Genomic DNA, 17,858 nt, shown 5'->3' with positions numbered 1-17,858 from the left:
TCAATCATGACGACAGCGCCTAGCTCAGATATTCAGTCAAACACTACATCAAACACTAAGTCAAAAGTATGGCTATCGGCAGAATTGGCAACAACCATCGAAGCAGATAGCACGCTGCGTGAACTGCTAGCGCCAGTGCATCGTTGGCTAAATACGCTATCGGTGCGTAACCATTCTGAGCATACGCTGGTGGCTTATTTTGCAGGGCTAAACCAGTTGGCGCTATTTTTACGCGGCAAACGTCTGACGTGGACGCGCTGTGACAAGCGCCAATTGGCTCAGCATATCAGCCAACGCCTCGATGAAGATAAGCTGGCACTGGCGAGCGTTCAGCAAGAGCTATCGGCTATCCGTCATTTTTATGGCTGGCTGATAGAAGAGGATTTAGCACGTATCAACCCAACCACTGGCTATCAGCTTAAACGCAGCCCTAGACCGCTGCCGTCTATTGCCGATGTGGATTTATTGACGCAATTGCTTGACCAAGAAATACCTGATACGCCCGAGCAGGCGCGCTTATGGTTACGTGATAAGGCAATGTTTGAATTGCTTTATAGCAGCGGTCTGCGTGTTGGCGAATTGGTCGCGCTCGATATGGCCGATATAGATTTGGCTGATTTGCGCGTGCGCGTGACGGGCAAAGGTAATAAAACGCGCTTGGTGCCCTTAGGTATCAAAGCCGCCGAGGCGATTAAACGTTATCTGCCGCACCGCAATCTTTGGGTAGAGCAGATGGACAGTGCGTTGTTTATCAGTGAGAAATTAGGTACGCGCTTATCCACACGGGCGGTCCAGCAGCGTCTTAAAGTTGCGGCTACGCGCGCTGGTATTGCGCAAAATATGTATCCGCATTTATTGCGCCACTGCTTTGCGTCGCATATGTTATCTGGCAGTGGCGATTTGCGCGCGGTACAAGAAATGCTCGGCCATAGTGATATCAGTACCACGCAGATTTATACTCATGTCGATTTTGCCAAATTAACCCAAGTTTATGACCGCGCCCATCCGCGTGCGTCTTATGCGCAAAATGATGTTGATGTTACTTAAATTCTGGTTGTTTTTTAAGCATTTAACCGTACCTTTATGCCAAACGGTGACAGTCAAAGATTGGCATCTTTTGCCGTCCTTGGACTTGGGCTGCTTTATCTAAGGTTGCTAAAACCAGAGTATAATTTTTCTGATCTTTAGTAGTAGAGCCTTTCAATTCACTATCCTCATAGCTATTGATAATCGTGCCGTCATAAGCAGTAATCGTGCTATGCCCCCATGTTTGCCGACTATCGCCATTCTTATAAATATGCTCACCACCTTGTGCGGCGCCAATGACCATACACTGACTGTCTAACGCCCGCGCGCGTAGCAATAGCGACCAATGTGCTTGCCCAGTCAAATAAGTAAAGGCTGATGGCGCACTTATTAATTCCGCGCCCGCTTGCCGTAAACGCTGTGCCAAGGCTGGAAAGCGTAAATCAAAACAAACCATCATACCGAGCTGATAAACGGCATCATTTGCTTCTAAAGTTGTAACCACTGTTTGCATACCGGGCTCAAAAGTCGCCGCTTCATTATAGCTGCCTTGTTTATCGGCAACGATTGCGGTAAATAAATGAATTTTGTCGTAGCGCGCCACGCGCGTACCATCGGGCGCAAACAACTGACTGACTTGGCGCAATCTACCATCGGGTACGATGACACCATCAGGGCGGTAAGGACAGGGCAGCGAGCCTGCTAACAGATAAATACCAAAAGCCCGTGCATACTCGGCCATTGCGTCGGATAACTCATCAAAACGCTCGGCAGTGGCAAACTGTCGACCCATGCTACAGCAGTTTTCTGGTAAAACGACTAACTGCGCGCCTTGCTTACTTGCCTCGCGAATAGCCGCTCTTATATCGGCTAAATTGGCTTCGATATCTTGCTGACTGCTCATTTGTATAGCCGCAACGGTCAGCGGTTTATTTTTAGTAATCTCATTTATCATAATATTCTCGATTTTTAAGCTTTATAGAGCTTTGCTCTTATTTAATTTTTATCCTGTTATATTTAAAAGCTTGGCATCCCTGCAAAGCTATTAAAGTTTTATGATTTGAGCAAAAGCTAAAAAATAGCTTATCTGAACAGAATATAAATTATCATAGCAACATTGTAGCAAAAAATGCTATCGTCATGACCTGATAGGCTAAAGCCCTTATTAGCGATGATAAGTATCAATAAGCGCAGGCTTTAAGCAGAACATATAGAATCTCACCACGATCGGAAGGTAATCAGTCACCCATGAGTATGTCGTTTGGATTGGCGACCACGCTAAATACCTCGCAAAAGCTGACCCCGCAAATGCAGCAAGCCATCAAATTGCTGCAGCTCTCTAGTCTTGAGCTTGCGCAGGAGGTGCAGGCGAAGCTTGATAGCAATCCCTTGCTTGAACGTGTGGAAGAGGATGAAGATGACTATGATAATTTCGACAGTTACGACAGTCATAAGGGTGAGCCGCTCAATGAGTTTGGCGAGCCATTAACGCTAGATAGTTGGAACCAAAATGCTAGCGTTGATTCGTTTGCTAAATCTACCCATTCTTCAGATGATGGTTTTGATTATGAAGACAATAGCAGTGCTGCCAATATAAGTGATGAATACAGTAGCGATAGCTTAGATAAATTACAGCAAGCCAGTTTTGATGATGAAGCAATCGACAACTATACCGTAGAGGGTGACGATTATAGCGGTTTTGACAGCGGTAATTATGCCTCTGCCGCGACAAGCTCAGGGAGTCTTTCAACTCATTCAGCTAATAACGGCAGCAATGAAGACTTTGATAGCTATCAGGGCCGCACCAGCGCCACCATTCAAGACCATGTACGCTGGCAGCTGAACTTTAAGCGCCTCTCCGAAACAGATACATTGATCGCCGAATACCTCATGGATTCTATGGATGAAATGGGTTTTATACGTCTCGATATCGATGAGTTGTTACAAAGCTTTGATACCATTGCCAGCTTTTATCAATGGGACGAGCGCGTCGAGCACGATGAGGTCATGGCGGTACTGCGCATGATTCAATCGTGCGACCCGCTTGGCGTTGGCGCACGCAACCTCAATGAGTGCTTAGCGCTGCAATTGTCCAAGCTTGATACGAATACAAAGTATCTTAAAGAAGCCCAAGCGCTTCTCTCAGCCAGTGAGCATTTGGTCAGCAATAATATCAAAGCCTTGACTGAACTCACGGGCCTCGCGCCTGAACAGATTACCCCGGCGCTTAACCTGCTACGTACGTTAAATCCATCACCCGGCCTACTATTTCAAAGCAGTCAGCCCGATTATATGCAGCCGTCAGAAAGCTACGATATTCCTGATGTATTGGTCACGCCGATTCGCCGCCACCATAGCAATCACACCACCGATAACAAAAACGGAAACGACACGACTGCGCAAGTAGATGGCTGGCAAGTACGTCTTAATCCTGACACTTTGCCTAAATTGCGAGTCAATCAAGAATATGCCAATTTGGTCAAACGCGGCGATGACAGCCCTGACAATCAATATCTGCGCGAAAATCTCACCGATGCGCGCCTGTTTATTCGCAGTATCGAAGAGCGCAATCAAAACCTATTAAAAGTAGCAACCAGTATCGTGCGCTACCAGCAAGAGTTTTTGCAACATGGCGCAACTGCCATGCAGCCTTTGATTTTAAAGGCCATTGCCGAAGAAGTTGATTTGCACGAATCGACCGTTTCGCGCCTGACTACGAGCAAAACCGTTTTGACACCACAAGGGTTGTTTTCCCTTAAGCATTTTTTCTCATCTCACGTTAGCAGTAGCGACGGTGACATCTCCTCAACCGCCATCAGCGCCATGATTAAACAGCTTATCGCTGATGAAGATCCGAAAAAGCCATTATCTGATAGCCGCATAAAAGATTTTTTATTCGCAGAAGGCATCGATATCGCCAGACGAACGGTAGCCAAATATCGTGAAGCAATGAATATCGGATCATCCACTCAGCGTAAACAAAAATATTAAATGTTGTCATTCAACGACTTATAAATGTCATACCGCCAAAATCAAGCCAATTTAAACGTAAATAAAAAATAAAATTTTTTGATTATATAGAAACATTCATGAAACATCATTTATTATTACATTTACTTACAATTTGATGTCTTGCTACTCTTTGGTTTTCATGACAAATTAGAGTCATACCAACAACGAAAACCAAGTATCGGTTTGGCCGATTTAGTTAATTTAACAAATGATAAAAATGTATTTTAATTTTTTATTTTGATAAAGGAGTAGAGCTGTAAAGCCGTTGGTCATTAAAAAATGATAAGCCAAACTTGATGATAAGAAAGGTACGGGATGAATTATTGGTAAGGCGGAATGATAAAAGCTGTAAAGCGCGATCATCTGCTGATTGTAAGTAATAATATAAGCAATAATAAAAGGACGATAATATGAATGTTTCTATCAGTGGTCACCATATCAGTGTTACCGAAGCCATGGACAACGCCGTTCGCGAAAAGCTTGTAAAAGTAGAACGTCATTTCGATCAGATTCAAAGTATTCAGGTAAAATTATCGCTAGATAATAGCGGCTCAAGTGAAGGCGGAAAAAAGACCCATAAGGCCGAAGCGATTATGCGAGTTGCAGGTCAAGAGATGTTTGTCCAAGCCTGCGAAGACGATATGTATAAAGCCATTAATGAGATGGCAGACAAGCTTGATAGACAAGTACGTAAATATAAAACCCGTCAGGATCGTAAGAAAACTCAAGGTCCAGGGCGTGATGAACGCTACGAAGAGCTAACAGCTGATGATGCTGCACCTGCCATGTAATGGGTTTGTCCTGCTCTAAGTAGTATTCACTACAGCAACCGCTCTACATAGTAGCTGACTTTATTATTATGACTGCTTGATAGAAGATAGCCTATAAGACAATTATTATAACTGGCGTATTTATTAAGTAATCATATTGGAATGATAGCTCGTAAAGTTGCTTTAGTTATTAAAGAGCATGACAAATGAAAAAAGACCTCAGCGTATTTACGTTAGAGGTCTTTTTTAGTATTAAGTTTTAAATTTAATCAGTCGCTAACCACTCAGTTTAGCGATAATACGCTTAATTTGTATGCATAAAGAATGATCGGTATAGATTTTTATCCAATAAGTTAGCCACCACCAACCGCTTGAACGACTTCGATATTCATACCTTCAGCAATACGCACTTTATCAAGCTCACTTTTTGGAATCAGTTCACCATCGATTTCAACCGCATAGCGGCCTTTACTAAGTCCAAGCTCATTGACGACCATTTGGACGGTTTGGTGAGTGGTCTGCAATTTTTTACCATTGACACTAATATTACTCATAATATGTGCTCCCTAAAAGTTAATAATCCTTTGTTACTAATCCATTAACCCATTTTGTTATTTAACTTAAGCAGTATGGCCTAAACGAAATGTCGAGACAGCAAGCCATAGCCAACCTACAATCATCAGCCCACCGCCGATAGGAGTAATGGCGCCAAGCCAGCGCGGCGCACCAAGCGTCATGGCATATAAACTGCCTGCAAAAATAAGTGCGCCGATTTGTAGCAGCCATGCCGTGGTTTGGGTTGTATAATTAAGACGAATAAGAATACCGACGAGCAATAAGCCGAGCCCGTGTACAAACCAATATAGAGTTGCCGTCTGCCACCATTCAAGCTGCTGAATGCTGACCGAATTTTTAAGCCCATGAGCGCCAAACGCGCCCAACGCGACGGCGATAGCCATATTAATGGCCGCGATACTTATCCAATTTAGCATGGTAAAACTCGTGTTATAAATAGAACTTTTATCCTAGGTAAGCTTTAACTAACACGCTGAAATTTATTGGATATCATCAGGCAAAATAACGCTATCGATGGTCATGGCTTCACGGATTTTGTCCATGGCGTTTTTTTCGATTTGGCGCACGCGTTCTGCTGAGATAGAGTAAACCGCTGCTAGCTCATGTAAGGTTGATTTCTGCTCAGAAAGCCAGCGCTGTTCAACGATATCGCGTGAACGGTCATCTAGCGTATCCATCGCAGCTAGTAGAGCCGATGAATTGTTCTCTTCCCAATCATCCTCTTCAACCATCTCTGCAGGGTCGATGCCATCTTCTAAAAACAGCTGCGGCGCGTAGCGGCCATCGTCATCATCGCTCGATTGCGCTTCAAACGACGCATCATACGAGGTCAAGCGTGACTCCATTTCAAGCACTTGCTTGCGCGTTACATTCAGGTCGTTGGCGATTGCATCGGCTTCTTCGAGCGTTAACTGGTTGTTGGTCTTTTTCAGGCTGCGTAAGTTAAAGAATAATTTACGATGCGCTTTAGTAGTAGCAACTTTGACAATACGCCAGTTACGAATGACGAATTCATGAATCTCGGCCTTAATCCAATGCACGGCAAAGGATACCAAACGCACGCCTTTATTAGGATCAAAGCGCTTGACCGCTTTCATCAAGCCCAAGTTGCCTTCTTGGATTAAATCTGCTTGCGGCAGACCATAGCCTGAGTAGCTACGGGCAATATGAATCACAAAGCGCAAGTGTGACATAACCAGCAGACGCGCCGCTTCAACATCGCCCTCATCATAATAGCGGTGAGCAAGCTCTTGCTCTTGAGTCGGTGTCAAAATCGGAATTTGATGCACGGTATTAATATAAGCACCCAGATTTACGCCAGGCGCTGATAAATGCGTTGGCATAGCGGGCACTAAGTCACGAGTACGGGTGTCGCCAAGTGCGCTGGCATCGTAAGGCGGGCGCGCCGCAGCGGCTTTCAAGGCCGCATCGCGTGCTTCGTTTTTTTCAGGTGCTGCGCTGTCTTTTTTACGGGTATTTGCAGCGTTATTAGAAGTATTAGCCATATTCTTGACCTTGGTTAAATAGATAAGCAATGAGTCAGATAAAAATCTTATAGTTATAATTGTAAAGGATAGCGCCGCTTAGTTGCTATCAGTTTTGGTAATGATGAAGTGATGTATTGTATCAACAGTAGTACTGGTTTTTGCTCCTAGCATTTTGTCGCTACTTGCCGCTGTTGCTTGATTGATAAACAATAATAAGGGGTTTGCTGTGCCCGTTTGCTGGCTCTGCTGACAAAAAGCGCTGATATCAGCTTGTGAGTTTGGATCCGTGGCAACGACATATAGCGACTCACCAACCCCTACTTCACGTAGCGCCACTTTGGTTTTTAATAGTGGCATAGGGCAGGCAAGTCCGCGGCCATCGACCATATTTTTAATAATTCTTGGCTGTTTTTGCTCTGCACTAGCTGCTAGGTCGAAATTTTCTACTAAGCTAAGAGTATCTGCTGGCAATAAATTAAGCAGCTGCGTTATCGATTGCTGCTGCGCGTCAGACACAGTTTCGGCAAAAAGAATAGGATATGAGTCTCGCATAATGACAGATTGGTTATCAGTAGACATAAAATAAACCTTTGAAATATCAATGTTTGAGAAAGTAGCACTTGTCGCCTGCATAAAACAAGCATTTATCAAGACTTACTATTATAGCAAATTGCCACTACTCAATTGCAGTTGAATATAGTTATCATAATCATTGGTCAATCAGCACATCTAATGACGACTGGGCGATCGCCTCAAACTTTACATTTAACAATTGGCTTTATAACGCTTAAGTTTACACAAGCATGTTGCACAAGCGTGACGCGTGGCAGCGTTATTGGTAGCCAGATGCGGAAGGCAATTGACCTTCGATAAACAAGCTCGTATAGTCAAAAAGACGTTAGAATTACTCGTATAGGATACGCACTTGTATTATTTTCATAGACCAGCACTGCTTAAAAAATCGCTGTTTAAAAAATCGCTGCTTAACAAACCAGTAACGACATTACCAAGCGCTTTTGTGCGAAAGGTTAGTATATCTGCTACCTTATTGGCACTGGCAACCACGGCTAATAGTGCTGGCATACAAGCCGCGCCATTTTCTTATGGTTCATGGCAGACGTCCCACGCTGAAGAATTAGATTTACCCAATTTACGCGGGCAGGGGCTAAGCTTTGCTGAGCAATATGAAAATAAACTGCTTGGTGAATGGTCATTAAGAAACATCAATAGTCGCGCGAAGATGGAGCACGATCCTTGGATTTATGAAACCATCAAAGAGATGACATGGCGGCTAAATGCGCAAGCTCGCCAGCAAGCGCCACTGGGTTTGGTTATTATTGATAACCCCAGTATCAATGCTTTTGCAGCGCCCGGCGGGGTAATTGGCCTCAATACCGGAACGATACTGGCGGCGAGCAGCATGGATGAGCTTGCCAGCGTCGTTGCTCACGAGGTGGCTCATATTAGTCAGCACCATTATGAGAGCGGCGCGGATGAGCGCAAAAAAGCCTTACTGATGCAAATAGGCGGTATGCTGGCAGCAATTGCGGCATCAGCGGTCGATGGCGATGCGGCGGCGGCAGTCATGATGGGCAGCCAAACCGCTACCATGAATAGCAGCATGGCTTTTAGCCGTAGTAATGAGCGTGATGCCGACCGCGTGGGCATGCAAATCATGAACCAAGCGGGTTACGATCCACGCGCCATGCCGCGATTTTTTGCAACAATGAATCAAAAAAGCCAGCTCAACCAAACTGCCAATCAATTCCTGCCCAGTTTTGTGCGCTCGCATCCTTTGAGTAACGAGCGCTTAAGCGAATCGCAAAGCCGCGCCCAACGTTACGATGCCTTGCCTTTATCCAAGCAGCAGCGCCATCAAGCATTGTTTGATTTGCTCTATTGGCGCACGCAAAGCACGGGTGAGCATGTTTCTGAAACTGCGTTGACGACCGCCGCGAAAAATAGCGTTGGCGCAAAATTGGCGCTGATGTATTGGTATGGCGAGCAGCAGCGTTTTGGCGAGGCCAATGAGATATATACTGAGCTGTTAGCGTTACCCGCAGCCCAGCGGCAAATACTCGAGCCGTTATTGTCCATAACCCAAAGTCAAATTCTCACTGAGCAGAATAAATGGCAACAAGCGGCGGAACTGCTTGAGAGACAGCAGCGCTTATATCCTGAGCGCCGCGATTTGCGTCTTTATTTAGCGGAAGCACTGACCAATAGCAATCAGCCAGCCAAGGCGCAAGCACTGCTTAAGCCCTTGACCGAGCAGCAGCCAAGTGACCGCTATGCATGGCAAAGCTTGCAACTGGCCAATGAAAAAATTGCCAAAACTACCGAGTCGCCGCAACTGGCAAAAATCGCCACCATCAATGCGCTACGCTACCGCAGTCATGACCAGCTGTGGAGTGGACGCTATGAGCGTGCGCTGACCTCGTTGACGCAAGCCAAGCAATTGACCGAGCAAATGCAAAAAACTGCGCAAGCGAGCAGCGCCCGACCTTTACTCGCCAATATTAATGCGGAAATCAAAGCGGTAAAAACCGCCAAAGACTTTAAGCCTTAGGCGGTTGTTTTTATCGCTTGGGTCGATACGCAAATTAAGAATATATAACTTTTCTTAACTTCAATTAACCTTGCAAAGCATCTTTGACCAGTTTAGAGATTAATGCGGGGTCAGCACGGCCTGCGGTTTTATTCTTTAACACGCCCATCACGCTGCCCATATCGCGCATTGAGGTGGCGCCTTGCGCTTTTATTTCGGTATTGACCAAAGCGGCAAGCTCGGTATCATCCATTTGTTTTGGCATAAACTCATTGATAATATCAATCTCGAACTGCTCTTTACTGGCCAAATCATCGCGACCATTTTCGGTGAAGATAGACAATGATTCATGACGCTGTTTGAGCTGCTTTTGTAGCACTTCTAATACTTGCGCATCATCAAGCTCGGTTTGGCGATCAATCTCAATCTGCTTGACCACAGATTGAACGTTGCGCAACACTTTAACGCGCTCAAGCTCGCGCGCTTTCATAGAAGTTTTGATGGTGTCAGATAACGTCTGTTTAAGTTGGCTCATTGTTATTATTCCTTATGAGTATGGATAAAATAGTTTTTGGTAAGTGTTAAATAAAAATCTGCTGAGCATTTATCAGCAGTAATAACAAAAATTGTAGCATAAAAAACGCCACTGTTATTCATCGATAACAGTGGCGTTAGTGTAGCGCTGGTAGGTAGCTAATCGTATTAGTGATTAGTACATACGAGTGGTACGAATAGTTTCGCGTTGTAATTTTTTCTTATAACGCTTTACAGCAGCGGCTTTTTTGCGCTTGCGTACTTGCGTTGGTTTTTCATAAAATTCACGCTTACGTACGTCTGATAGAACGCCGGCTTTTTCACAAGCACGTTTGAAACGACGGATAGCGATGTCAACTGGTTCGTTTTCTTTAACCTTAACTGCAGGCATGAAATCTCCTTGATTAGGATGAGATATAAGGGCATTAGTTTGGCTGTGTATTAGTATTTAGCCGTAATATCTCAAGATTATCGGCATCAGCTCAAACTAGGATAGTCTTGCGCAATAGCACAAGGGCGCCTATTTTAATCAAAAATTGCAGTAAAGTCAAAGGCTTTAGCGCATTTATACATAATAAAGACTTAAATAAAGGTCAAATAACAGACAATAAAATTTAACGACGGCGTACAAGGATGGTGATAGTTAACTGGAGGCGTTGGTGTTAATATTTTTAATAATCTTTTAACAAATAATCAATAAATTGTGGACAAAACAGCTGTTTAGCAATAACGGCTTATATTGAGTCTATGGTATCCTATACTCAGTCTGTCGCTCATATTTAAGCTGCTTTAAACTTCAAGATTTAGCTGTTGAGACTCAACGCTTAAATTGACGCTTAAAAAAGACACCAGGACAGACGCTACAAGGCTTTTATAGCTATTATTTTGAGGATTTGTGAATGAAAAATGGCATGAAAAAAACAGCGATTGGTACAGCATTATGGGCGACATTGTTTCTTACGATGGGCGTCAGTCTAAGTGCTTGTAGCAGTGACAAAGAAGAGGCGGGCGCTGAATCAGGTGAAGTTTTGGCAAAAGATAAAGTCGATGAAGCTTCAGAACTTGCGCGTGCGAACGCACCTGAAGCAGAAGATATGGACTTCCCAGAGACAGCGCCGATGCCTGCTGCTGACACGGCAGAAGGTTTAGAGGACGGCGCGACAGGTACTGACACTGCGGTAGCAGAAGATGGCACCGCGGCAGATACGGCTGTGGCAAGCGCTGATACAGACGCGGCTACTACTGATAGTGCTGCGGCGACAGATACCGATGCGGCCGCTACGACTACTGATACGACTGAGCCTGCCACAAACTAATAGCATTAAGTAGCAATGAGTAAGTAAGCCGCATGCTCATTTCATATAGCGATTCATCATTGCCAGCGATGACTATTGATACGCCAGCTACGATATTTAGGTTTATATTAACAAACTATAGATGAAGGATTAACTATGACTATGCAGCAAAATATACTGAAGAAAAAATCCGTTGCTAAATTGGCGCTCACAAGCCTAAGCCTTAGTGCATTTTTGGCACTGAGCGCTTGTAGTGGCGGCGACAATACAGCGGCTGAAGAGCCAGCCACTACCAATGAAACTGAAACGGTGGCTGTAGAACCTGAAGCGCCTGTAACAGAAACCGAAGTGGTCACTCCTGAGCCTGCAGTTGAAGCAGAGCCTACGGAAGTACCTGTCGTAGAGGCTGAACCTGAAGCTGCGGCTGAGCCAGAAGTGTTGGCGGCCGATGCTGGTGCTCAGCTGTACGAAAAGCAGTGTAAAGTTTGCCATGAGAATGGTTTGCTTGACGCACCAAAATTTGGTGATAAAGAAGCTTGGGCACCGCACCTTGCCAAAGACATAGAAACGCTACATATGCATTCTGCTAAAGGCTTTAATAAAATGCCTGCGCAAGCGGTTGGAGATGTCACTGAAGCACAAGTTCATGCAGCAGTTGATTATATGGTTGCTGCCGCTCGCTAATATTGCTTATTGAAATTTGCTAGAATGACCGCCATTGTAAGCTAACAGTGGCGGTTTTTTATTAATGCTACAAGGCAAATATAAAGGCATATAGATGAAAGTATTGGGTTTAGAGACTTCTTGCGATGAGACGGGTCTGGCAATTTTCGATAGCGAGCAAATAACGAGCGACAATAAAGGTTTGCTTGGGCAAGTGCTGTATTCACAGATAGAGCTGCACGCACTTTATGGCGGTGTGGTGCCTGAGCTTGCCAGCCGCGACCATATTCGTAAACTGGTGCCTTTATTTAACGAATTGCTAGAGCAGTGTAATATCACTAAAGATGAGATTGATGCGATTGCTTATACCAAAGGGCCTGGGCTTATCGGGGCGCTGATGACGGGCGCATTATTTGGGCGCAGCTTGGCTTATGGGTTAGATGTGCCAGCGATTGGCGTTCACCATATGGAAGGGCACCTCTTAGCGCCTTTGATGGGTGCGAATCCGCCAGCGTTTCCATTTGTCTCGTTACTGGTTTCTGGCGGTCATACTTTGCTGATTGCCGCTCACGCTATCGGGCAATATGAAATCCTTGGCGAGTCCATCGATGACGCAGCGGGTGAGTGTTTTGATAAGGCGGCTAAAATGCTTGGTCTGTCGTACCCTGGTGGACCAAATATTGCCAAATTGGCAGATAATGGCGATCAAAATGCCTATGACTTACCGCGGCCGATGCTACATCGCGGTTTGGACTTTTCCTTTAGCGGTATGAAAACAGCGGTGCATAATCTTATCAAGGACACTGATGGCTCTGAGAGCGATCCAAAAGTGCGCGCCGATATTGCGGCTAGTTTCCAGCATGCCGTGGTCGATACGCTAGTGAAAAAATGTGTCAAAGCATTGAAACAAGTTGGGATGAGCCGCTTGGTCATCGCGGGCGGCGTCAGTGCTAATAGCCATTTGCGTGAAACATTAGAGCGCGAGCTTGCTAAAATCAATGCCAGCGTCCATTACGCACCGCCAGCGTTATGTACCGATAATGGTGCGATGATTGCTTACGCAGGTTACGAGCGTTTGCAAGCCGGTCAAGCAGATGATTTGGCTGTTAGCTGCGTACCGCGTTGGCCGATGACCGAGCTGCCTGCGCTATTATAAATGCTAAATGCTATAAGCTATCTTATACTTAACCTATTAAACTTTATCTCACTCAAGGATAACTTATGCAGTGGCTTGCAATTGGATTAGGTGCTGCCATTGGTGCTTGCTTACGAGGCTGGCTGGCGCGTTTTAATCCGCTGCATCACTGGATACCACTTGGGACGCTTGGTGCCAACGTTTTAGGGGGGCTATTGATAGGGCTGGCCTTAGTGTGGTTTGAGCGTATGGGCAGCAGCTTATCTCCCAATGTCAGATTGTTTGTGATTACGGGTTTTTTGGGTGGACTGACAACTTTTAGCACTTTTAGCGTTGAGGTATTTACCTTTATCCATAACGGCAAACTGCTTGCGGGTTTAGGACTGATTGGGTTACATGTGGGGCTGACGTTATTAGCAACCGCAATTGGCTTTTATTTGTTTAAGTTGGTTTTGTAATAATAAAAATGTCGCAATAAAAAAGAGCCATATTAATGTTTAATACGGCTCTTTTTTTAAACAACTTTTTGAAAGAAGCACTAGCTATACCGGTTTTACAATCCCTTCTAATAGACTGGCAAACCCTTGCATATAAGCGGTATCTTGGCTTGCGGTACGCGTCGCCGCATAGAGCTGACAATAAACACCCTTACCTAATGGCCGCGAAACCACCCAACCTTTTTTCTCATACTCGCTTACCACCCAATCGGGTAATGCTGCTACCCCGCGTTCACTTGCCACCAACTGAATAAGCATCGCCGTGAGCTCGGTGGTACGAATGGCTTTAAAACTGACCTCTTCTGGGGTCATAAAATTGGCAATGATATCGAGGCGCTTAGCTTCCACTGGATAAGCAATCAAGGTTTCGTCAACCAAATCTTGGGCATGAATAAATGGTTGCTCAGCCAAGTCGTGGGTCGGCGACAGCACCAAACGGCTCTCATACTCAAATAATGGCTGATAACTGATGCCCTCTATCGGTAAATTACTGGTGGTAATCAATAAATCGATATCACCTTCTTGCAGTAAATGATGCGGCTCAGGCTCAAAACCGGTGGCAAAGTCCAGCTCAACATCTGACCATTCGCGGCGATAGTGATTAAGTATCGGCATCAACCAATCGAAGCAGCTATGACATTCAGACGCTAAGCGCAATCGACCCGCTTGACCGTGAGCTAAGCGTTTTAAGTTGGCTTTGGTGCGCGTGACCTGTGGCATAATACTGTCTGCTAGCGCCAGTACCGTTTTGCCCGCTGGCGTAAAAGTAAGCGGACGCGTGCGCCGATTGACCAAACTGATATCGTAGTAATTTTCCAACTCTTTTAACTGATGGGAGACCGCAGAGGCGGTGACATGCAGCTCATCGGCAGCAGCGGCCAATGAGCCATGGGCTCGCAGCGCAGTTAGTGTATTAAGATGACGAAGCTCTAGCATAAAATAACCTAACCACTGACGTTAAAGAAATAGGAAAATAGGTGTTTAGAATCTTGAAAAATCATAGGCGCTTTTTGCCTAAAATTACATTGCCATTATTTTACCGTAAAAGTAAAATCAGCGCCGACGCAGTAGCAATTGCGAGATAATCACTAAAACTAAAGAAGCGACGAGTAAAATGGTCCCAATGGCATTGACCTCGGGCTTAAGTCCCACGCGCACCATAGAATAAATACGTAGCGGTAAAATCTCATAACTAGGGCCAGTAACAAAGGTCGATACCACCACATCATCGAGCGATAAGGTAAAGGCAAGTAGCCATCCTGCCATCACCGCTGGGAAAATCACTGGAATCAACACCGTACGCACCATCGTTGATTCGCTAGCGCCTAAATCTCGCGCCGCTTCCATCAAACGCTCATCCAAACTACTTAAACGCGCAAAAACCGTAATGACCACAAACGGTAGGCAAAAAGTAATGTGCGCTAGTAATAGCGAGACAAAACCAAGCTGCAGGCCGATTAATAAAAACAGTGCCAATAGCGATATCGCTAACACAATCTCAGGTGACATCATAAGCACAAATAACAGGCCATTTAGCAGCCCTTTACCGCGAAAGTCATAGCGATGTAGCGCCAGCGCAGTCAAGGTGCCGATAACGGTCGAAACCGTAGCAGCTACTAAGCCCAAGACAATAGAATGCCAAAAGGCATCAAGCATCGCCTGATTATTAAATAATGACTCGTACCACTTTAAACTAAAGCCGCCCCAGTTATAACCGATTTTTGATTTATTAAATGACATTACCACCAAAACGATGATGGGCAGATATAATAAGATATAAATCAGACCAAGATAGCCTTTAGCAGCGATACTGCCGATACTAGGTCGCTTGATAGAACGTTTGGTTTTTATAGGTGCGCCATTTGTTGGCGAGCTATTCATCGGTGAATTATTGATTGAATTACCAGACATTAGGCCACCTCGTTAAAGTCAGTCTTGCCAATACGGCGGCTACTGGCGCGATAAGCGAGTAATAATATCGCCATCGCAAGGGTCAATAGCACACTGGCAGCGGCACCAAATGGCCAATCACGCGCATCCAAAAACTGGTTTTTAATAATATTACCAACGAGTAAATTGCGTGAGCCGCCTAAAATATCGGCGACATAAAACATGCCCATCGCTGGCAGTAGTACCAATAGCACCCCTGAGATAATCCCCGGTGTCGTTAATGGTAATACCACGTGCCAAAAGGTTTGTCGTTTTGAGGCGCCCAAATCTTGCGAGGCGAGCAGCATATCATTGCGCAAATCACTAAATACCGCGTACAGTGGCAGCACCATAAAGGGAAATAACAAATAGGTTAAACCGGCAATAACCGCGCCTTGGGTATATAAAATATCAATGGGCGCATCGATGATGCCGATGGCTAATAGGGATTTATTAATCAAACCATTGCTGGCAAATAAGAGTTTTAGCGCATAGGTGCGCACCAAAGAGTTGGTCCAAAATGGCAATATCAGCATGAGCATCAACAGTGGCTGCCAGCGTTTATCAACTCTTGATACAAACCAAGCAAACGGGTAGCCGAGTAATAAGCAAATGAGCGTGGTGATGCCCGCCATCCATAATGAATGCACAAAGACGTCAAAATAAAGCGGGTCAATCATGCGCACGTAGCTGTCGAGAGTGACCGGTAAACTAATAAAAGCGGTGCTATCACGGGTCAAAAAGCTGACGGCAATCACCAGTATATTTGGCAATAGCGCAAAGATAAGCAGCCAACCCCAAATTAGCCATAGCGTGGCAGTACGAAAAGGGCTTTTATTACTCAAGTTCTTATGACTTGATTTTTTATTGCCTAAGTTAGGACGCGCCATTAGCTGATATCCTTTTGGTCAGCTAATTTGCTCGGGCTGTTATTTAGCCCACTATGAATGCCGCTAGCAAGCGTACCTTCTTCTGGCAATACCCATTCCCAGCCATCGACCCATGACACTTTAACGCCTTCGTTAAGCTTATAATCAAAACTTGGGTCATCTTCATCAAAGAACTCCGAAGCTTTAATAATATGGCCGTTGGTTAGCTCAATAATCGAGTCTAGCGTACTGCCTTTATAATTACTTTCAATTACCCGCCCAAGTAGGCCACCATGTTCTTTATCATTGGGGTCATAAATGCGCAAATCTTCAGGGCGCAATAGTAAATTGACGATATCGCCAACTTGCACGTCATTGGCAAAGTCAGGGCGGCGTAGATTACGTAAGGTCGTCGGCCCCTCTTGCGTTTGTGCTTCGCAAACTTCGACCTCAATACGGCCATTGGTCACGCGCCCATCACGGTCAGCCTGTTCAGGATAAACGCCTTTGACTTCCGCTTTAAACAAGTTGGTTTCACCGATAAATTTGGCGGTAAATAGATTGGCAGGGGTTTCATAAATCTCAATCGGCGTGCCAATTTGTTGAAATCTGCCGTCTTTCATCACCGCAATGCGGTCTGACATCGACAGCGCTTCTTCTTGATCATGAGTGACAAAAACAAAGGTAATGCCAAGCTCACGTTGTAGACGTTTAAGCTCAGATTGCATTTGCAGGCGCAATTTATGGTCGAGCGCCGATAAGGGCTCATCGAGCAATAGCAGTTTAGGACGATTGATCACCGCGCGCGCAATCGCCACGCGCTGCTGCTGACCACCGGACAAATCTTGCGGTTTGCGATTGGCAAGATGCTCAAGTTGTACCATCGCTAGCATCTCACGCACCCGCGTTTGAATCTCATCTTTTGGCACTTTTTTTAATTTAAGCCCGTAAGCGACGTTTTGCGCGACTGTCATATGCGGAAATAGCGCATATTGCTGAAATACGGTATTGACCGGGCGCTTATCCGCGGGCAAGCCTGCCATTTGCATCCCATCAAGATAAATCGCCCCAGCATTGGGCTGCTCAAAACCCGCAATTAAGCGTAGCAAGGTCGTCTTACCACAGCCTGATGGCCCAAGCAGAGTGATAAATTCGCCATGCTTGATATCAAGGTTGATGTCCTTTAATACTTCGGTTTGATCATAAATTTTTTGAAGACCAGTCAGCTGCAGCAGCGCCTTGTCAGTAGTGGGCGACGCAGGCACGGTTTGCAGGTTTATATTTGATTCGGTCATAAGGTTGGTTCCTAAAACACCAAATGCGCAGTAGCGCTAAAATACTAGATACTATACTGGCAGCAATTTGAATGTTGTTAAGTATGGCGATAAGCGATGGCTATATATGGAGTCTGGTTGCTGGGTATTATAACAAACCCTTGTTATAAGTCAGTGCAAGTTCGTTATCGGTTGGTTTAGGTTGTTAGAGATAAAAATGGGGTGGTGTATCAGAAAGTATGC

Annotated in this window: 19 protein-coding genes; 8 read left to right on the top strand and 11 right to left on the bottom strand. The window is 45.1% G+C overall.

Annotation, left to right across the window (positions count from 1 at the left end; translation table 11 throughout):
- The first annotated feature begins 6 nt into the window (after positions 1-6).
- Complete coding sequence (locus tag B2866_RS05085; RefSeq protein ID WP_296191259.1) at positions 7-1,047, top strand: tyrosine recombinase XerC; 1,041 nt, start codon at positions 7-9, stop codon at positions 1,045-1,047.
- 34 nt (positions 1,048-1,081) lie between these two features.
- Here the strand turns inward: B2866_RS05085 and B2866_RS05080 are convergent, their stop codons facing one another.
- On the bottom strand, positions 1,082-1,981 hold the full coding sequence (locus tag B2866_RS05080) for a carbon-nitrogen hydrolase family protein (protein WP_296191257.1): 900 nt from the start codon (positions 1,979-1,981) through the stop codon (positions 1,082-1,084).
- A 293-nt stretch (positions 1,982-2,274) separates the two neighbouring features.
- Here B2866_RS05080 and B2866_RS05075 point away from each other — a divergent pair, with 293 nt between their 5' ends.
- Together B2866_RS05075 and hpf are read left to right on the top strand one after the other, a co-directional pair.
- Positions 2,275-4,017: an RNA polymerase factor sigma-54 gene (locus B2866_RS05075; RefSeq protein WP_409520874.1), complete on the top strand. Its 1,743-nt coding sequence runs from the start codon at positions 2,275-2,277 to the stop codon at positions 4,015-4,017.
- Between the two features lie 431 nt (positions 4,018-4,448).
- Positions 4,449-4,829: a ribosome hibernation-promoting factor, HPF/YfiA family gene (gene hpf, locus B2866_RS05070; RefSeq protein WP_296191255.1), complete on the top strand. Its 381-nt coding sequence runs from the start codon at positions 4,449-4,451 to the stop codon at positions 4,827-4,829.
- A gap of 332 nt (positions 4,830-5,161) precedes the next feature.
- On the opposite strand, the gene thiS is transcribed toward hpf, so the two are convergent.
- The 4 genes from thiS to B2866_RS05050 form a co-directional block, all read right to left on the bottom strand.
- Complete coding sequence (thiS, locus tag B2866_RS05065; RefSeq protein WP_296191253.1) at positions 5,162-5,362, bottom strand: sulfur carrier protein ThiS; 201 nt, start codon at positions 5,360-5,362, stop codon at positions 5,162-5,164.
- Positions 5,363-5,428: 66 nt separating this feature from the next.
- Entirely contained in the window at positions 5,429-5,800 is a 372-nt protein-coding gene (locus B2866_RS05060) for a DUF423 domain-containing protein (protein ID WP_296191252.1), read from the bottom strand.
- 63 nt (positions 5,801-5,863) lie between these two features.
- Complete coding sequence (gene rpoH, locus B2866_RS05055; RefSeq protein ID WP_197488882.1) at positions 5,864-6,727, bottom strand: RNA polymerase sigma factor RpoH; 864 nt, start codon at positions 6,725-6,727, stop codon at positions 5,864-5,866.
- Between the two features lie 240 nt (positions 6,728-6,967).
- The gene (locus tag B2866_RS05050; protein WP_296191250.1) at positions 6,968-7,450 is read right to left on the bottom strand and encodes a sulfurtransferase TusA family protein; all 483 of its coding nucleotides are present in this window, start codon (positions 7,448-7,450) and stop codon (positions 6,968-6,970) included.
- Positions 7,451-7,889: 439 nt separating this feature from the next.
- Here B2866_RS05050 and B2866_RS05045 point away from each other — a divergent pair, with 439 nt between their 5' ends.
- Positions 7,890-9,440 carry a M48 family metalloprotease gene (locus B2866_RS05045; protein WP_296191248.1) on the top strand — a complete coding sequence of 517 codons (1,551 nt, stop codon included), beginning with the start codon at positions 7,890-7,892 and terminating at the stop codon, positions 9,438-9,440.
- 64 nt (positions 9,441-9,504) lie between these two features.
- Here the strand turns inward: B2866_RS05045 and B2866_RS05040 are convergent, their stop codons facing one another.
- Both B2866_RS05040 and rpsU read right to left on the bottom strand, forming a co-directional pair.
- The gene (locus B2866_RS05040) at positions 9,505-9,954 is read right to left on the bottom strand and encodes a GatB/YqeY domain-containing protein (protein ID WP_296191246.1); all 450 of its coding nucleotides are present in this window, start codon (positions 9,952-9,954) and stop codon (positions 9,505-9,507) included.
- A gap of 174 nt (positions 9,955-10,128) precedes the next feature.
- A complete protein-coding gene (rpsU, locus tag B2866_RS05035) occupies positions 10,129-10,344 on the bottom strand; it encodes a 30S ribosomal protein S21 (RefSeq protein WP_010195908.1) in 216 nt (71 codons plus the stop codon).
- A gap of 508 nt (positions 10,345-10,852) precedes the next feature.
- On the opposite strand from rpsU, the gene B2866_RS05030 reads away from it, so the two are divergent.
- From B2866_RS05030 to crcB, 4 genes are all read left to right on the top strand, one after another.
- Positions 10,853-11,269, top strand: coding sequence for a hypothetical protein (locus B2866_RS05030; RefSeq protein WP_296191244.1), 417 nt, complete (start codon positions 10,853-10,855; stop codon positions 11,267-11,269).
- A 135-nt stretch (positions 11,270-11,404) separates the two neighbouring features.
- On the top strand, positions 11,405-11,932 hold the full coding sequence (locus B2866_RS05025; RefSeq protein WP_296191242.1) for a c-type cytochrome: 528 nt from the start codon (positions 11,405-11,407) through the stop codon (positions 11,930-11,932).
- Between the two features lie 94 nt (positions 11,933-12,026).
- Positions 12,027-13,067 carry a tRNA (adenosine(37)-N6)-threonylcarbamoyltransferase complex transferase subunit TsaD gene (gene tsaD, locus B2866_RS05020; protein WP_296191240.1) on the top strand — a complete coding sequence of 347 codons (1,041 nt, stop codon included), beginning with the start codon at positions 12,027-12,029 and terminating at the stop codon, positions 13,065-13,067.
- 65 nt (positions 13,068-13,132) lie between these two features.
- Positions 13,133-13,504, top strand: a complete 372-nt coding sequence (gene crcB / locus B2866_RS05015; protein ID WP_201542273.1) for a fluoride efflux transporter CrcB — start codon at positions 13,133-13,135, stop codon at positions 13,502-13,504.
- 84 nt (positions 13,505-13,588) lie between these two features.
- Here crcB and B2866_RS05010 read toward each other — a convergent pair whose 3' ends face one another.
- The 4 genes from B2866_RS05010 to potA all read right to left on the bottom strand — a co-directional run bounded on the left by B2866_RS05010 (position 13,589) and on the right by potA (position 17,636).
- Positions 13,589-14,479, bottom strand: a complete 891-nt coding sequence (locus B2866_RS05010; protein WP_296191237.1) for a LysR family transcriptional regulator — start codon at positions 14,477-14,479, stop codon at positions 13,589-13,591.
- Between the two features lie 117 nt (positions 14,480-14,596).
- Positions 14,597-15,454, bottom strand: coding sequence for a spermidine/putrescine ABC transporter permease PotC (gene potC / locus B2866_RS05005; RefSeq protein WP_296191235.1), 858 nt, complete (start codon positions 15,452-15,454; stop codon positions 14,597-14,599).
- A complete protein-coding gene (potB, locus tag B2866_RS05000) occupies positions 15,454-16,362 on the bottom strand; it encodes a spermidine/putrescine ABC transporter permease PotB (protein WP_296191234.1) in 909 nt (302 codons plus the stop codon). Before potB ends, potC begins: the two co-directional genes overlap by 1 nt.
- A complete protein-coding gene (gene potA / locus B2866_RS04995; RefSeq protein ID WP_296191232.1) occupies positions 16,362-17,636 on the bottom strand; it encodes a spermidine/putrescine ABC transporter ATP-binding protein PotA in 1,275 nt (424 codons plus the stop codon). The genes potB and potA overlap by 1 nt, the downstream gene beginning before the upstream one ends.
- Positions 17,637-17,858: the final 222 nt, after the last annotated feature.

The sequence above is a fragment of the Psychrobacter sp. UBA3483 genome (genome assembly GCF_002377905.1).
Classification (GTDB): domain Bacteria; phylum Pseudomonadota; class Gammaproteobacteria; order Pseudomonadales; family Moraxellaceae; genus Psychrobacter.
Note: the sequence above shows the minus strand (reverse complement) of the source record. Positions and strands in the feature narration are given on the sequence as shown.

Bases quoted from the DNA above. Each gene is read 5' to 3' on its own strand.
- B2866_RS05085 (WP_296191259.1), top strand. From the start codon at position 7: ATGACGACAGCGCCTAGCTCAGATATTCAGTCAAACACTACATCAAAC.
- B2866_RS05080 (WP_296191257.1), bottom strand. From the start codon at position 1,981: ATGATAAATGAGATTACTAAAAATAAACCGCTGACCGTTGCGGCTATA.
- B2866_RS05075 (WP_409520874.1), top strand. From the start codon at position 2,275: ATGAGTATGTCGTTTGGATTGGCGACCACGCTAAATACCTCGCAAAAG.
- hpf (WP_296191255.1), top strand. From the start codon at position 4,449: ATGAATGTTTCTATCAGTGGTCACCATATCAGTGTTACCGAAGCCATG.
- thiS (WP_296191253.1), bottom strand. From the start codon at position 5,362: ATGAGTAATATTAGTGTCAATGGTAAAAAATTGCAGACCACTCACCAA.
- B2866_RS05060 (WP_296191252.1), bottom strand. From the start codon at position 5,800: ATGCTAAATTGGATAAGTATCGCGGCCATTAATATGGCTATCGCCGTC.
- rpoH (WP_197488882.1), bottom strand. From the start codon at position 6,727: ATGCCAACGCATTTATCAGCGCCTGGCGTAAATCTGGGTGCTTATATT.
- B2866_RS05050 (WP_296191250.1), bottom strand. From the start codon at position 7,450: ATGTCTACTGATAACCAATCTGTCATTATGCGAGACTCATATCCTATT.
- B2866_RS05040 (WP_296191246.1), bottom strand. From the start codon at position 9,954: ATGAGCCAACTTAAACAGACGTTATCTGACACCATCAAAACTTCTATG.
- rpsU (WP_010195908.1), bottom strand. From the start codon at position 10,344: ATGCCTGCAGTTAAGGTTAAAGAAAACGAACCAGTTGACATCGCTATC.
- B2866_RS05030 (WP_296191244.1), top strand. From the start codon at position 10,853: ATGAAAAATGGCATGAAAAAAACAGCGATTGGTACAGCATTATGGGCG.
- B2866_RS05025 (WP_296191242.1), top strand. From the start codon at position 11,405: ATGACTATGCAGCAAAATATACTGAAGAAAAAATCCGTTGCTAAATTG.
- tsaD (WP_296191240.1), top strand. From the start codon at position 12,027: ATGAAAGTATTGGGTTTAGAGACTTCTTGCGATGAGACGGGTCTGGCA.
- crcB (WP_201542273.1), top strand. From the start codon at position 13,133: ATGCAGTGGCTTGCAATTGGATTAGGTGCTGCCATTGGTGCTTGCTTA.
- B2866_RS05010 (WP_296191237.1), bottom strand. From the start codon at position 14,479: ATGCTAGAGCTTCGTCATCTTAATACACTAACTGCGCTGCGAGCCCAT.
- potC (WP_296191235.1), bottom strand. From the start codon at position 15,454: ATGTCTGGTAATTCAATCAATAATTCACCGATGAATAGCTCGCCAACA.
- potB (WP_296191234.1), bottom strand. From the start codon at position 16,362: ATGGCGCGTCCTAACTTAGGCAATAAAAAATCAAGTCATAAGAACTTG.
- potA (WP_296191232.1), bottom strand. From the start codon at position 17,636: ATGACCGAATCAAATATAAACCTGCAAACCGTGCCTGCGTCGCCCACT.